At 45.7% G+C, this 15,268-nt stretch carries 15 protein-coding genes and 1 tRNA gene; 8 read left to right on the forward strand and 8 right to left on the reverse strand.

Features of this window, described 5'->3' with window-relative positions:
* Nucleotides 1-129: 129 nt before the first annotated feature.
* Nucleotides 130-211, reverse strand: a tRNA-Leu gene (locus AC812_RS01095).
* A gap of 80 nt (nt 212-291) precedes the next feature.
* Between AC812_RS01095 and plsX the strand changes: the two genes are divergently transcribed.
* Together plsX and AC812_RS01105 are read left to right on the forward strand one after the other, a co-directional pair.
* Nucleotides 292-1,326, forward strand: a complete 1,035-nt coding sequence (plsX, locus tag AC812_RS01100; RefSeq protein ID WP_061916380.1) for a phosphate acyltransferase PlsX — start codon at nt 292-294, stop codon at nt 1,324-1,326.
* A 16-nt stretch (nt 1,327-1,342) separates the two neighbouring features.
* Nucleotides 1,343-2,044, forward strand: coding sequence for a hypothetical protein (locus AC812_RS01105; RefSeq protein ID WP_061916378.1), 702 nt, complete (start codon nt 1,343-1,345; stop codon nt 2,042-2,044).
* On the opposite strand, the gene AC812_RS01110 is transcribed toward AC812_RS01105, so the two are convergent.
* Together AC812_RS01110 and scpB are read right to left on the reverse strand one after the other, a co-directional pair.
* Nucleotides 2,011-2,832 carry a pseudouridine synthase gene (locus tag AC812_RS01110; RefSeq protein WP_061916375.1) on the reverse strand — a complete coding sequence of 274 codons (822 nt, stop codon included), beginning with the start codon at nt 2,830-2,832 and terminating at the stop codon, nt 2,011-2,013. The genes AC812_RS01105 and AC812_RS01110 overlap by 34 nt on opposite strands.
* Before the next feature lie 3 nt (nt 2,833-2,835).
* Nucleotides 2,836-3,411 (reverse strand): SMC-Scp complex subunit ScpB, encoded by a 576-nt coding sequence (scpB, locus tag AC812_RS01115; protein ID WP_061916372.1) that lies wholly within the window; start codon nt 3,409-3,411, stop codon nt 2,836-2,838.
* 40 nt (nt 3,412-3,451) lie between these two features.
* Here scpB and AC812_RS01120 point away from each other — a divergent pair, with 40 nt between their 5' ends.
* Genes AC812_RS01120 through rsmD form a run of 6 tightly spaced genes read left to right on the forward strand, consistent with a single transcriptional unit; the run spans nt 3,452 to nt 9,302 of the window.
* Nucleotides 3,452-5,098, forward strand: coding sequence for a resuscitation-promoting factor (locus AC812_RS01120; RefSeq protein ID WP_145962556.1), 1,647 nt, complete (start codon nt 3,452-3,454; stop codon nt 5,096-5,098).
* A 26-nt stretch (nt 5,099-5,124) separates the two neighbouring features.
* Nucleotides 5,125-6,084, forward strand: a complete 960-nt coding sequence (locus AC812_RS01125) for a UDP-glucuronic acid decarboxylase family protein (protein ID WP_061916366.1) — start codon at nt 5,125-5,127, stop codon at nt 6,082-6,084.
* 2 nt (nt 6,085-6,086) lie between these two features.
* A complete protein-coding gene (locus AC812_RS01130; RefSeq protein ID WP_169787242.1) occupies nt 6,087-6,545 on the forward strand; it encodes a GtrA family protein in 459 nt (152 codons plus the stop codon).
* Between the two features lie 6 nt (nt 6,546-6,551).
* Nucleotides 6,552-7,745 (forward strand): magnesium chelatase ATPase subunit I, encoded by a 1,194-nt coding sequence (locus AC812_RS01135; protein ID WP_061916360.1) that lies wholly within the window; start codon nt 6,552-6,554, stop codon nt 7,743-7,745.
* Between the two features lies 1 nt (nt 7,746).
* A complete protein-coding gene (locus tag AC812_RS01140) occupies nt 7,747-8,742 on the forward strand; it encodes a uroporphyrinogen decarboxylase family protein (protein ID WP_061916357.1) in 996 nt (331 codons plus the stop codon).
* The gene (gene rsmD / locus AC812_RS01145) at nt 8,739-9,302 is read left to right on the forward strand and encodes a 16S rRNA (guanine(966)-N(2))-methyltransferase RsmD (RefSeq protein WP_061916355.1); all 564 of its coding nucleotides are present in this window, start codon (nt 8,739-8,741) and stop codon (nt 9,300-9,302) included. Before AC812_RS01140 ends, rsmD begins: the two co-directional genes overlap by 4 nt.
* Before the next feature lie 3 nt (nt 9,303-9,305).
* On the opposite strand, the gene AC812_RS01150 is transcribed toward rsmD, so the two are convergent.
* From AC812_RS01150 to AC812_RS01170, 5 genes are all read right to left on the reverse strand, one after another.
* Complete coding sequence (locus AC812_RS01150) at nt 9,306-9,809, reverse strand: NUDIX hydrolase (protein WP_061916352.1); 504 nt, start codon at nt 9,807-9,809, stop codon at nt 9,306-9,308.
* Between the two features lie 7 nt (nt 9,810-9,816).
* Nucleotides 9,817-10,986: a 6-phosphofructokinase gene (locus tag AC812_RS01155; RefSeq protein WP_061916349.1), complete on the reverse strand. Its 1,170-nt coding sequence runs from the start codon at nt 10,984-10,986 to the stop codon at nt 9,817-9,819.
* A gap of 34 nt (nt 10,987-11,020) precedes the next feature.
* Nucleotides 11,021-12,076, reverse strand: a complete 1,056-nt coding sequence (locus AC812_RS01160; RefSeq protein WP_061916345.1) for a sensor histidine kinase — start codon at nt 12,074-12,076, stop codon at nt 11,021-11,023.
* A 66-nt stretch (nt 12,077-12,142) separates the two neighbouring features.
* A complete protein-coding gene (locus AC812_RS01165) occupies nt 12,143-13,780 on the reverse strand; it encodes a hypothetical protein (RefSeq protein ID WP_145962555.1) in 1,638 nt (545 codons plus the stop codon).
* A gap of 11 nt (nt 13,781-13,791) precedes the next feature.
* Nucleotides 13,792-15,267, reverse strand: coding sequence for a glycosyltransferase family 39 protein (locus AC812_RS01170; protein ID WP_082149066.1), 1,476 nt, complete (start codon nt 15,265-15,267; stop codon nt 13,792-13,794).
* Nucleotide 15,268: the final 1 nt, after the last annotated feature.

Raw genomic sequence — 15,268 nt, forward strand, 5'->3', positions numbered from 1 at the left:
AGCAGATAAGGTTGACCCATCACATAAGGTTTGAAGACAGGAGCGGCAGGTTTTCTTTTCATGCCCCCATTGAATCACGTTTCTCCTAAAAAGAAAAGGGCTGTCCCTTACTTTTTGGACAGCCCCTTGTGCGCTGGGTGGGAGTTGAACCCACACGCCTTTCGGCACATGGCCCTCAACCATGCCTGTCTGCCAATTCCAGCACCAGCGCAATCGGCTTCGATATTATAATCTGCTCTGGTAGTATGTCAAGAAATCTGCTTGCCGAGACCCACCCAATCGGAGGATGCCATGACAATCATTTTGGACGCAATGGGTTCTGATCAATATCCAGACCCCGAAATTCAGGCAGCCGTAATCGCGGCAAAAGAATTTTCAGAAGAGATCATACTTGTTGGTGATGAGAATTTAGTAAAGCCCAAATTGAAGGCGCTCGATTCCCAAAACCTTCCCATCCATATTGAACATGCACCTGATCTGGTTGAGATGGGAGAGAAACCGGTTGAAGCCGCCAAGCGTAAACCGCGTAACTCAATGGCTGTTGGGCTTAACCTTGTCAAAGAAGGTCGTGGAGATGCCTTTGTTACTGCCGGAAACACTGGAGCCGCGATGTTCAACGCCTTACGCATATTAGGACGAATTAAAGGTGTTGCCCGGCCCGCTTTAACTGCTCTCTTCCCTGTGAGGGGCGGGCATTGCGTTGTTCTCGACATCGGCGCCAATGCAGATTGTCGGCCTGAATTTCTTCTTCAATTTGCTGTTTTAGGCAGCATTTATGCCGAAAAAGTCCTTAACAGGAAAAATCCGCGGGTCGGATTGTTGTCGAATGGAGAAGAAGCCGGCAAGGGTAACCAATTAATCAAGGACACATTTCCTATCCTGGAAAAATCTGGATTGAACTTCATTGGCAATGTTGAAGGCAAAGAACTCTTTGGTGGTGCAGCCGATGTGGTCGTAACCGATGGATTCACCGGAAACATTCTCCTTAAATCCAGCGAGGCGGTTGCCAAGTTGCTGACAGACACTTTGAAAGAAGAATTGACCGCCTCCACAATCACCAAGATAGGTGCATTGCTCGCCAGGCCTGCCTTTAATAAACTGAAAGCCATGATGGACCCTGCCGAAGTAGGGGCTGCACCGCTTCTGGGAATTGACGGTTTGGTTTTTGTGGGTCATGGTCGTTCCGACAACCGCGCCATGTATAATGCGATTCGCATTGCCCGTCAAGCCGTCAAAGCCGACTTATTACCGGCCTTGCGCTCAGCCATCGAAGAGCGGCTTGAAATGGTTGAAAATATTGCAAAAACCACTTTGAATCAGTCCTGAATTGAGGTTTCATCCCATGAAGATTGTTTCCAACACCAAACTGATCAAGCGCAATAAAAAAATTGGTCAAACACTCACCATTGGCGCTCTCATCGTGCTTGCCATTGGCTTGTATTACTCTTTCACCCAACCGGAACAAATCACCATCACATTTGGTGCTTTATTGTTCGGCTTTCTGATGACTCAGATAGGTATCTACTTCGGCAACCGATGGGGAAGGTCTCCACGACCTGATGAACTGCTCACATCAGGATTAAAGGGATTGGAGGATAAATACACCCTTTATCATTATGTGACGGATGTTCCACATGCTCTTATCGGCCCTGCCGGCATCATTGCACTGGTTCCAATTTCAGTTGGCGGAACAATTATTTACGATGAGAACAAAAATCGCTTTCGTCAAAAAGGCGGTAATCTGTACTTGAAAATTTTTGGGCAGGAAGGATTGGGAAGACCGGAACTGGATGCACAGTACACCACCAATGATCTAGAAAAATTCCTGAAGAAAAAATTCCCTGATCTGGAAACACCCGAGGTTCAAGCCATTTTGGTTTTTACCAATCCAAAAGCCCGCCTGGAAACTAACGGCTCTCCCATTCCGGCCTTGTCGTTAGAAAAATTAAAAGACTTCATTCGCAAACGGGGAAAAGAAAAACCGGTTGCTCTATCTCTTATTCAAGAAATTCAAAAAGGTTTACCGGAGGAAGACCTTGTCTGACTCTTTTTTTCCCTGTTGATTGGCGAAGATTTTGGAGACCCCTCTCTGCTAGAGGGGTTACTTTTTTGCTTAACCACCTCGCTGAGTGCTTTCACCTCTGCAGGGTTCAGGTATCTCCATTCACCCGGTTTCAGGCTGCCTAATTTCAAATTTCCAATCCGCAGTCTGATGATTCGATTCACTGGCAGCCCGATTGTTTTTCCAATCTCGCGTATCTGTCTTTTCTTACCTTCGCGCATAACCACTCGAAGCCATACCCCCTTCCCGGCGCTTCCTTCCACGACAACTTGAGCGGGCGCTGTGCGAGTCCCGTCGGGAAGCACCACACCCCGCCTCCAAATTGCCAGTTGTTCTTCATCTGGTTTGGTAAACAACAAGACCCGGTACTCTTTTTCGTGTCCGTAACGCGGATGGGTAAGCCGATTGGCTAATTCTCCATCGTTGGTAAGAAGTATTAAACCCTCGCTATCATAATCCAATCTCCCAACGACGAATAAATGCTCCGGCAAAGGAACAAGGTCAAATACTGTTTTACGCTCAGTTCCCTTCACATCATCCGAAAGTACGCCGCGGGGTTTGTGCAAAGCAATATAAATTTTCTTCCCGCTCGGTTTAGGAATGGGTTGACCATCTACCGTGATCTCATCCTTTTCCACATCTGCTTTTGCACCGAGTGAAATCAATTCCCCATTGACTCGAACCCTGCCATCCGCAATTAACAGCTCACAGGCTCGTCTTGATCCAAAACCTGCCCTTGAAAGAATTTTTTGTACCCGTTCCTCTCCCATTGATCAATCCTTTAATAACTTCTGTTCTTCTGGGCTGACCCCTTCTTGTTCAAGCAACTCGAAGGGCGGTAAATCATCCAGCGAATTTAAACCAAAGTGCTGCAAGAAATCCATGGTTGTTCCATACAAAATAGGACGACCGGGGCCTTCCGCCCTGCCGACCTCTTGAACCAACCCTTTTGACAGCAGACTTTTTAAGACCCCATCGCTGTTCACCCCTCGAACCGCATCAATACCCGGCCGGGTGATCGGCTGGCGGTAGGCAATAATTGCTAGTGTTTCTAAAGCCGCCCGGCTAAGACGACTGGTTGCCTCAAGACCCAAAAATCGCTCAATCAACAAAGCCAATTCAGCTGGAGTGGTCAATTGATACTTGCCTTGAAAATACTGAATTCTCAGTCCTCGACCCTGTTGAAAGATCAGGGACAATCTTCTTAAACCTTGTTCAACTTCATCTGTGTGGACTCCTAGCGCCTCCGCCAGTTGATGCGCACTTACTGGCGAAGGAGCAACAAACAATAAGGATTCCAATTTGGACTCCAAGGAAAACTGATCCTCAGGTAGGTTCGCTTCACTCATGCTATAATATGCCTGTTCAATTAATCTTGGCTGATTATACTTGAATCAGATAAAAACGAATAAGATTGCTGGTCTTGTGATCAATACTGAACATAAAAAAGGGCTGTATTCTTCGAGTTTCCACTTGTTTAAAGTGGCTATTCTCCTTTTCTTATTGTCGGGGTGTAATTCTCCTCAAGCGAATTCGACTTCAGCTCTTCCTGTTACAGTGGTGGATTCCAACGGTCAAATCGAGGTATTTGCCCCTTTTGGATCGTCAGTTCTGGATGTTCTCCAAATGGGCAACATTGAACTGGGTTCCTTGGATCGCACCGAACCCCCTTCCTTTACCATCATCACCGAACCAACCACGATAAAAATTACCCGGGTTGAAGAAGAATTTGAACAAGAAGAAATTGTTATTCCATTTGAAAGACAAACCGTAAAAAACGAAAACCTCACCGAAGGCGAATCCTTACTGGTTCAACCCGGAGAAAATGGCATTCAACAAATCACCTATCGTCGTTTAATTGAAAACGGCGTTGAAACTTCACGATCGATTTTCAAAATCGAAGTCATAAAAGAAGCCAAACCCGAAATCTTGATGATTGGAATTCAATCTCCCTTTGTTCCACTGGAAATTCCAGGCAAACTCGCCTATCTAACCGCTGGCAATGCCTGGCTTATAGAACGAGACACCCGTCAGCGCAAGCCGATTGTTACGACTGGCGATTTAGATGGACGGATTTTTAGCCTTTCACCCAACGGGGAATGGCTACTTTTTACACGCAAATCCAACGCAGAGGGTGAAATCAACACCCTATGGGTGGTCAGCCTGGATCAGGAAAACGCGCAACCCATTAATCTCAACGTAAAAAATATCATTCACTTCGCCGAATGGCTACCTAATCGTACGGCAACAATCCTGTATTCCACCGTCGAACCTCGCCCAACAGCTCCCGGTTGGCAAGCCAATAATGATTTGAGGCGGCTTGTATTTAATTCGAACGGAAGAGTCGTTCGTGATGAAAGCATCATCGAAACCAATGCGGGAGGAATTTACGGCTGGTGGGGAACCTCCTACCACATATCACCCTCGACCAATTCCATCGCTTTTTCCCGCCCAGACGCGGTTGGTCTCGTCAACGAGGATGATGGAACCTTGAATCCTCTCATGAATCTGTTACCCTTCCAAACACGATCCGATTGGGCATGGGTTCCGGGTATTGAGTGGAGTTTGGACGGTAAAGTACTGTATGTGGTGAATCACGCCCCGATGGCGGGTGTTAGTGACCCGGAGTCATCCCCGCTTTTTGATTTGAATGCTTTTATCTTACCTTCAGGTCCGCTGGTAAAATTAATTTCACAAACCGGCATGTTTGCATATCCAAGCATTTCCAAGGGGAAAACGGAAACTCAGGCATGGCTTGCTTACCTTGAGGCTATCTTTCCAGAACAGAGTGAAAATAGCCGTTACCGTCTGGTCGTAATGCAACCAGATGGCTCCAATCGTAAAGTAATTTTTCCGACAGAAGGGGGTACTGGACTTGACCCGCAGAAAGTTGTCTGGTCACCCGCGCAAAACGATACTACTCACAATTACCTTGGTTTTATTTACCAGGGAAATGTCTGGCTCATTTCAACCCAAGATTGGCAGCCCAGGCAGGTGACTGGCGACAGCCTGATTACACGAATTGACTGGAAATAATCTTATTTCGAAAGGTTTAAATCCCAATGAGAATTTTAGTAACCGGTGCCGCAGGATTTTTAGGTTCACACCTTTGCGAACGCTTGTTGAATGAAGGCCATTCAGTCGTTGGTATGGATAATTTCATCACGGGCAGCCCGGAGAATCTTGCTCATCTTACCAACAATCCAAGATTCGAGTTCATCCGCCACGATGTAGCTAATTTTATTTTTGTGCCTGGTAAAATTGACGCTGTTTTGCATTTTGCGTCCCCCGCCAGCCCTAATCCATCTTCTCCCTATGGATACACCAATTTACCCATTCAAACCATGAAAGCCGGTGCATTGGGTACTCATAACACCCTTGGGGTCGCTCGCGCTCATAATGCCCGCTATCTGCTGGCGTCAACTAGCGAAATTTACGGTGATCCGTTGGAACACCCCCAAAAAGAGACTTACTGGGGTCATGTTGACCCAATTGGTATCCGATCCGTTTATGATGAAGCCAAGCGCTTCGCTGAAGCGCTGACGATGGCCTATCACCGCTACCACGGAATCGATACACGCATCGTTCGCATCTTCAATACCTATGGGCCAAGAATGCGATTAGACGATGGTCGGGTAGTCCCAAACTTTATTCAGCAGGCTTTGCGCGGAGAACCGCTCACCGTTTATGGAGATGGATTACAAACCCGCAGTTTTTGTTATGTAGATGATCTGATTGAGGGAATTTATCGGTTATTACTGTCCGACGAACATTTTCCAGTCAACATCGGTAATCCTGCAGAAATCACCATTTTGGAGTTTGCAGAAACCATTAACCGATTGGTCGGCAATAAAGCCGGTATTATCATGAAAGAATTATCACGGTTAGGCGATGATCCTCAACGACGCCGACCGGACATTACCCGAGCAAAGGAAATTTTGAAATGGCAGCCAACGATCTCCTTAGAAGAAGGCATCAAAAAGACCATACCCTACTTCAAAATGAAATTGGGATTGGAATGATTTTGACAAACTCCCGCGAACGAACCCGTTTTATCCGCTTTGCGATTGTTGGAGCAATTGGAGCAGCCATTGACTTCGGCGTGTTCAACCTTCTTACCCATTTCGTTCCTTATTTTCGGGAAAACGCAGTTTTTGCTCAGGCAATCTCCTTTACACTTGCCGTCTTCAGCAATTTCACCTGGAACCGCCTGTGGACTTATCCCGATTCCCGCAGCAAATCCATTATGCGCCAGTGGGTTCAATTTGCGGTTGTGAGTGTCATTGGATTGGCTATTCGTACTCCGATCTTCCTATGGTTGGAGGGTTTATTGATACGCACCTTCTCCAGTTGGTTTCCCAAAGGTGCTGCGACTCCAATTGTCATTGCCCACAATGCTGCTTTGGCAATTGTCATCGGAACAGTCATGATCTGGAACTTCATCGCCAACCGATACTGGACTTACAACGATGTCACTTCTTGAGTAAAGATGATTGAAATACCGGCTGAAGATTCCCCCCTTCCACCGTCCAACATTCGCTCCCTTCGGGAATTAATTGACCTTGTCTCTGGCAGGAGCATAAAAGACCAGATTCCTCAGGAAGATGCTGGTTACGCTGAAGTTTTGCCCTTTCCGTTTCTGGCGTTGGTCGGTCAGAAAGAAATGAAGATCGCTCTATGCCTGAGCCTGATTAATCCCGAAATTGGCGGAGTTCTCCTGATTGGTCCACGCGGAACCGGGAAAACCACTGCCGTACGTTCCCTGATTGACTTACTCCCGCCAGTGGAACGGAGTGCTTGTTTTTACGGCTGCCTGCCGGAGGATATTGAAGCGTTTGGTATGGATGGTGTTTGTCCCGATTGTGCTAAAAAGTTTGCCGAAGGAAAACCCCTCACTATTCAAGATCGGGTGAAATTGGTGGAACTTCCGCTCAACGCAAAACTGGAAGATGTAATTGGCGGCATTGATGAACGAGCAGTTGTTCATGACCGCTTGCGGTTAAAAAGGGGCGTACTCGCTCATGCAGATTTGAACATTCTGTATGTTGATGAAGTAAATCTGCTTGCTGACGAGATAATTGACGCCATCCTGGATGCTTCCGCAAGCGGAAGTTATACGGTCAGACGCGGCCCTATCACCGCCACATACCGGGCAAGATTCACGTTAATTGGTTCCATGAACCCTGAAGAAGGTAATTTGCGTCCCCAAATCATGGATCGGTTCGGCCTGCGTGTCATTGTCAAAGGGTTGGATGAGCCGCAGGAGAGACTTGAAGCCTACCACCGCACACACCTGTACCGTCAGAATCCACGTAAAATGATAGCCCTTTATCAGGCCGAATCAAACATGGCCGCAGAAGAAATTGCCCACGCGAAAAGCATTCTGCCCAGTGTAGTATTGCCAGAAGATGTCGCCAAACAAGGCATTCAACTTATTCAAAAGATGCAAATTGATTCCCTTCGTGCCGAAATCACATTATTTGAAGCATCTCGAGCCTTTGCAGCTGCTGATAATCGAACCATTGTGACAAGGGAAGATCTACGTCAGGTTGCCCCGATGGCACTTCGTCTTCGCCGTTCTCGTTTTATGACTGAATATTTTTCAGGGAGAAAAGCAGAAGAACAAGAAATTCAAAAGAAGATTGACGAGGTATTAAGGATAAACGGCGTAAAGGAAGGTTAAAATGAGCGAATTATCTCACCGAAAAAGAATGGAAATTTGCCTTGCCGGAGAAATTGCCGACCGTCCGCCAGTTGCTTTGTGGCGGCACTTTCCTGTAGATGATCAATCCCCGGATGGTCTGGCAGCTGCAATTTCCAATTTCCAGCGCACCTTTGACTTTGATTTTATCAAAGTCACGCCGGCATCCTCTTACTGCATTAAAGATTGGGGTGTAAGCGACGTTTGGCGAGGCAACCCGGAAGGCACGCGTGATTACGATGAAACATTAATCAAAGACTTTTCTGATTGGGAAAAATTGAAAGTTCTCCATCCCCGTAAAGGCCACCTGGGCCAGATGCTGGAGTGTCTTGAACTGATTGTGAAAGAATTTTCAATGACTACTCCTGTGATTCACACGATTTTCAGTCCTCTTTCTCAGGCTAAAAACTTGGTGGGTAAAGAAAATTTGTTGGTTCACATGCGTGCCTGCCCGGATGCATTCAAGACCGGTCTAGAAATAATTACTCAATCAACCCTCAATTTTATAGAAGAACTTAAAAAAACCGGCATTGATGGCATCTTTTACGCGGTTCAACACGCTCAATTCAGCCACCTATCTATCTCGGAATTTCAAACCTTTGGGCGGTTTTATGATCTTCAGATACTTGAAGCTGCCAAATCCTTCTGGTTGAATGTGGGACATATTCACGGCGATCACATCATGTTCGATCAGGTCTGTGATTATCCCGTTCAGGTATTGAACTGGCATGATCAACAAACCTCTCCCACATTGAGCGAAGCTCAAGAACAATTCAAGGGTGTTGTTTGTGGTGGTTTAAGGCAGTGGGAAACGATGGTAATGGGAACACCTCAAGCAGTTTATCAGGAAGCGCAAAAAGCTATTGACCAAACCGTAGGGAGCCGTTTCATCCTGGGTACAGGTTGCGTGATTCCCATTACAGCTCCTTATGGTAACATTCTTGCTGCCCGTCACGCAGTAGAATCGCAAAAAGAATGAGCAACCCACGAATCATTTCCGGCAAAGCCAAAGGAATACGATTACAAGGTGTACCCGGCAATATCACTCGCCCAATAACAGACCGGGTTAAAGAGGCTTTGTTTAATATTATTGGGTCGGACATTGAAAACGCATCTCTACTGGATTTGTTTGCGGGCACTGGTAGTGTTGGAATTGAGGCTCTGAGCAGGGGAGCATCTTTTGTCCACTTCAACGACATTCATCGGCTGGCAATCGCAGCTATCCGCGCAAATCTTGAACGTGCCCGTTTGAAGGATAACGCAAAAATTACCCAACAGGACGCTTTTCTCCTTCTATCCACTCCCCCTCATCAATCTTTTGACTACATTTTTATTGCCCCGCCTCAGTATAAAAATCTTTGGAAAGAAATCTTGACTAAGCTCGACCAAAATATAAACTGGCTGGCTGATGATGGTTGGGCAATCGTTCAAATAGACCCCCTCGAATACGAAAAGCTGACCCTTGATCATCTGATCGAGGTTGAACAGCGGCGTTATGGCAGTACATTACTTGTGTTTTTCGAGAAAAATCAAAAATAATTGTTAGTTCGAAAAGTCAATTCTAAGGTGATCGTTTTCATCGTACCAGTATCGGGCATAAAAAAGCTCACCATTTCTTTTTGCACTGAGCACCTTTGGCAACAAAACTGGTAAATCCTCTACAAGGGGATATTCTCGCAATTTCTCTAGAGCAATCCATTCCAACGACCCCTCCGCTGAATTTTCTACAGGTTGTTGATCAGTTTCTCCGCGAAAAACAAACAAACCGATTCCAGTTTCTTCTCCGGCATCAATCATCACAATTCCACATAACCAGAGGTGGTCAATTTCCAACCCCGTTTCTTCTTTCAGCTCACGCCGGGCTGCTGAAAGTACATCTTCACCCCGTTCGATATGTCCCCCAATTCCATTATACAAATTCGCCCATATTCTCTTCTGGGGGTGCCCCTTAATCAGCAACAATCGGTTTCCCTGCGTGATAAATATCAAAGTACGCGGGATAATTTGAAACCGATTGTTGCTGACACCCTGATCTTTTTTGGGCATAAAAGACTCAGCTCAAAAACATGGGCACACCCATGAAATCACGAATCTTGGGTTTGTAATTTTCAATGTCGTAATAAGCCGGTACATCCACTCGTTTTCGACCCGCCAGAACCATCTCAATCGGCACGGTGGTGTATTTTCCACCATGTAAAGCGACCATTTTACCGGTCTCATTTCGACGGATTAGCTGAACCGCCATTGTGCCAAATGACATCGCCACCATTCGATCTAACGAATCGGGAGCGCCAGATCGCATCAAGTACGCCAGCTGTTGATACATGGTATGTTGACCGGTCAAGCGCTTGATTTCCTCGCAAACAATCTGACCAATTCCACCCAATTTCCGGTGGCCAAAGGGATCCGCTTCTCCACTTTCCACCACTTCACCACCTTCCATCACAGCGCCTTCGGATATGGTCATAATTGCATAGTTTGAGGGATTGCGGCGTTTATCTGCCATCAAAAAGTCAGCCAGTTTCTGCATATTGAACGGTACTTCGGAAATGATAGCCCGATCAACATAAGCCAGGTAAGCCGTGATCAGACTGGTTTCTCCAGAATTTCTTCCAAATAATTCAACCACCCCAATCCGTTCATGAGAACCAACGGAAGTGCGCATATTGGTGATAAACTCAACACTTCGGGTGACTGCCGTGGAAAAACCGATACAATAATCCGTACCAAAGATGTCATTGTCCATAGTTTTCGGACAGGCTACAATCGGGAATCCCTCTTTATGCAGTCTAACGGCGAAGGATAGTGTATCGTCCCCACCGATAGGTACCAATACATCAATACCTAAATTGGCTAAAACCTCAAGAACATAATCGGTGTAATCAATCTTTTCCTCACCGGCTACTTTCTTCCCATAATTGGAATTTTTTAGAAAATCTGGAGCATCTTTCAGTGATACCCGTTGAGGATTGGTTCGTGATGTATGTAGAACGGTTCCCCCTGTGCGGTCAATCGTACGAACATCTTCTTCGTGCAATTCACGAACATAGTAATCACGCGTAGATGGCTCATTCTGATTGTAATGCAATAAACCTGCCCAACCCCGACGTATACCGATGACCCGATACCCCTGCTCTAAAGCATTCATCACAACTGCCTTGATGCAGGGGTTCAATCCCGGTACATCTCCACCCCCGGTTAAAATACCGATTGTTTTTGTCATATTTACCTCCACCTTGAATAAAAGTTATGATGTCTCAGGTTGTTTCTTCATGTGAATAAGGAATTTGAAATGACACTACAGTTCCACTGCCACCGATGCGAGAATCGATGTTGAAGTAGCCACCCAGCATCTCAACCCGTTCTTTGATTAATTTCAAGCCCAAACCCTTGCCGGCCATTGCCTTGGAAGGATCAAAGCCCTTTCCATCATCTTTTACCTGCACTTTAATCAATTGAGAATCCATGATGATCGAAACCTCTATCTTTAATTTTTGGGAGAGGTCGTTATTGTGCCGGGCGGCATTCCCGATGATTTCCTGAAGTGAACGGAATATCAAGACCTCAATATAGGGTTCCAGTCGCCTTTCGGCGCCCATTATATCGAGCTTAATATCAACGCCACTTTCATTTTGGAAGTTTTCCACATATCGCTTGAGAGTGGGAAACAACCCCAAATCATCCAGCATCATCGGTCTCAGATCCGTGATGAACAAACGGACTTTTTGGAAGGTGTTCAAGGCGGCGGCCTTTAGATTCTCCAATTCCTGTTTTGCGCGAGTAGGGTCAACATCAAACAAACGACTGACAATTTCCATTTGAACCACAAAGTTCGATAATGCCTGAGCCGGGCCATCGTGCATTTGTCTGGAGAGGCGCTGGCGTTCCGCCTCTTGAGCATCAATCAATTTCTGCAACAATACGGTTCCGCGTTCTTCCCCCGCTCCACCCATCTCCTCTTCTAAAAATCGGTTGGTTTTTTCAATTAAGTCCAATAATTCTTCAAGATATTGTTTTTTGGTTTGTAATTTTTCTAATTGACTCCTTTTTTGAACCATTTGATTGAGGGATTCAATGGTTTCCTCATAAGTTCTGACAATATCCTGCCTTGGCAAACTGTCAATTTGAGCTTTAACAAAGTTCAATTGGGTAATTTTTTGCTTGTTAAGTTCGTTCAGCTTGGCGATTTGTGAATTTTGTAAATTGATCAAAGTATCATTGTCATCCAGATCTTTTGTGAATTGAGCCTTTTTTTCCCTTAAAAAGGTAAGATATTCTTCCCGTGTATCCTCATTCTTCAGATGATTGCTCATGGAGGCCCTCTCTTTTGTACAACTTGAAAATCATGCCAAGTATAGCACAACCTGTTGTTGCTGTTCTTATTTTTTAAACCAGGAAATCTCCCCCCACCCCCATTCCGCCTCCGGAAGCAACAAGAAGAAGTGAACTCCCTCGTGAGTCTCCAGCAAACGCACCCCACTCATATCGTGAGGGTTTGCGTACAGATTGGACAGGTTTTCCTGATTTTCTTCCAGAAGCAAGTAGGTCGCTCCGTATCTTTTCGCGGCTGCAAGGGCGTGACGGATATCCCCATCAGGGATGACAATACTGGGTCTTCTGGTAGCCCAATAAAAACCCGGCGGATTATTGACCATTGCAATAAATTGTTTGGAAATGTGGAGGTCATCAAGCCTTTCCCCAACTCTCTGATACCGCTCGATACTTTCATTCCACACAAGATGATTGGGGACTCTATATACGCGCTGGTAAAAAAACCATCCTGCAATGAATAGATTGATCAAGATTAAAAAGGTGCCAAACAACGTCATTGAAGTAGACATACCCCAACCGCGCGCCTTTTTCATCCAGATAATAAGCTGCTCCAGGCCAGCAACCGACATGCTCCAAAAGAATATCTGAATAGCTGCTCCCGAATGCAAAAACCCCCCACGTGAACCAGCAAACGGAAACACAATAGTCATCATTCCCAATATCAACAACCACATCATGGTTTCAAATTTTACTGCCGAATGATGTCTTTTGCTCCAGCACCCCACCAGGATAAGTGGTACCAGGATGATTGAACCCTGAACAACAAGAAAGTTCTGCAAATTCAAGCTGAGTGCATCCAGCCTTGCGTGGATAATGGCCGGCAATCCGGCTTTAAGCCAGTTTGTAAAGGTCAGGTGATCATTCGGATAAGCAAAAAGCTGGTTGTAGCTTGTCAGCCAAAGACTTTTTCCGTTGCCGGGTGGAAACATACTCCCAAAAACAACCCAATTTCGATAGTACCAACCCCCTGTCAGAATCAAATAACCGAGTAAAAGAGCCAACAACCCGTTTATGGCTACGCGCATTTTTTGGCGGGATTGCCATGGCCGGATTCTCCAAATGACAACCCCAAAAGCGGAAATCAACCAAATCAAACCATCCGCCCTGGTCAAATGCATCCAACCGGCTATAAAACCCAGCAGTAAAAATCTTTGAAAACTCTCTAATCCTCCAATCCACTGATTGTTTGCAAAAAATGCAATAATGACAAATAACCCTCCCCCTATCATATAAGGTATAAAGGTTTCAGGAATGGTCAGATAAAGGGCATAAACCCCCGGAAAAACTGCAAGGCCGCCGGCTATCCAGGCATAGGCGGGATTTGTTATCACTTTCCTGGTAAGATAAACGGTTAGTACCGGCAAAAATCCAGCCATCAAGAGAAACGGTAATTTTGCCCACACAAAATCTGGAGAACGACCAAGCCACATGCCCATAAACGCAAGCAGCGACGGTAGAGGCATCCAGTAAACAAATGCCGGAGCAGGCAATCCTTTTGGATTAGCGAGGTAATTCCAAATATATGGTTCTACAAAGCCATTTCCTTCAAAGAGTTGCAGACCTCCCACCGTGTAATATGCTGAATCCATATATCCCGGTCCCTTTTGAAATTGTGTTCCAATCAGGGCAAAGATTATTCCACTCAGGTACCAAAACCAATTTGATTGGGGGATTTTTCTTGCCATCTCCCATCCTTTCATGGCCGATTCCCGAATTCGTAAATATCTAAATCACCGATTTGTGTGTGACTTAATTGTATGTATTGGCTGGAAAGAGCCTCAAGAACCGGATGCTTAAAGCCCCTCTCTGAAAATTCCTGAACGGCTTTCCTGAAAACGACAAAGAAGAATCGTTCTTTTTCCCGAATTATTCGGGAGTAATCTTCTATCGGGTAAATCCCCATCGCTTGTTGGGAAACCAGCGCCAGTGTATCGTTGGGAGAGCCGGGTTCATCTGCGAGAAAAGCCGCATCGTGATTTTCATCATAAAAGCGCATCGGGAAGTAGCTGAGTTTATTGTCATGCAAAATGAACACATCCCGGTTTTGGGGTAAATTGAGATATTCCACAGCCTGACGGAAAGGCGAGCGAGGAAATTCAGCATAGGTATAAAAAGAAGGTAAAGATATTGCAGCTGTCACAAGAAAACCCCCTAAAAGAAATGCTCCTATTCCTCGTTTCCATCTCAAGACAATGATCCTTGCCGCTACAATGGAATACATAACACTGGAGAGAATGAAAACCCTTGTAACAAAAACCGGCTGCATGAAGTAGGAAATCACAAATAACAGAATGGGTAATCCGAACAGAATCAGGTTTAACAGCATTATGGCTGACCTGTCACTCCGATCTTTCCACAATTCCCAGAGTACAACAAAAAACAGCTGTGCGCTGAAAACGGCTGCTATTGGCAACAATGCACCTTTCAAGGGTAGATTGGCATGAAATAATATAACAGCCTGAAAAATCTCCACAATCCCAGGCCTGGGGGTCCAGAAAGCTCTCTGAACTTTGGCAATTTGACCAGGCAACAAGAAAGCCCATGGTAAATAAAACAATCCAATAACCAGCTGAGCTTTAATTATTTGTATCTGGTCCTCCCATCTTTTTTTCCAAAGAAGATAGACGTTTCCCCAAATTAAACCGAACCCCGCTAAGGCATGGCTATACATCGCCACGACACCGCTCAAGACTAACCCAACCCAAAAACCCGCCTTATCCTGTTTTTCTTCAAATATTCGGTAAAAAAACCAGTAATAACCTAGCTGCCCCGCCAGCATTAAAGCGTACATCCGTAAATCCTGGCTGTGATAAATTTGCAGCGGCGATATCGCCAGCAATATACCGGCGGTGATACCAGTGCGCCACCCAAACATCCGCCGGGCAAGGTCAACCGCGATAAACCAGCCGATTATGGACAAGCCAACACTGAACAACCTCAAGAAAACCAGATTATCATTCAATCCCTGCCAAAAATGAAGCAAAAAATAATACAAAGGCGGCATCGTGTCTGCTGCCGTTCCTTTGATAATATTCCCCAAATCCTGACGGGCAAGGAAAATACTGAAGGCATCATCATACTGGATTTCACGGCTTCTGATCCCCGTCAGCCGTAATCCAACGGCTAGCAGTAGAGCAAGTGTCAAGTAAGACCGCTCACTTCCTTTCGACATA

The sequence above is a fragment of the Bellilinea caldifistulae genome, from assembly GCF_001306055.1.
Classification (GTDB): domain Bacteria; phylum Chloroflexota; class Anaerolineae; order Anaerolineales; family Anaerolineaceae; genus Bellilinea; species Bellilinea caldifistulae.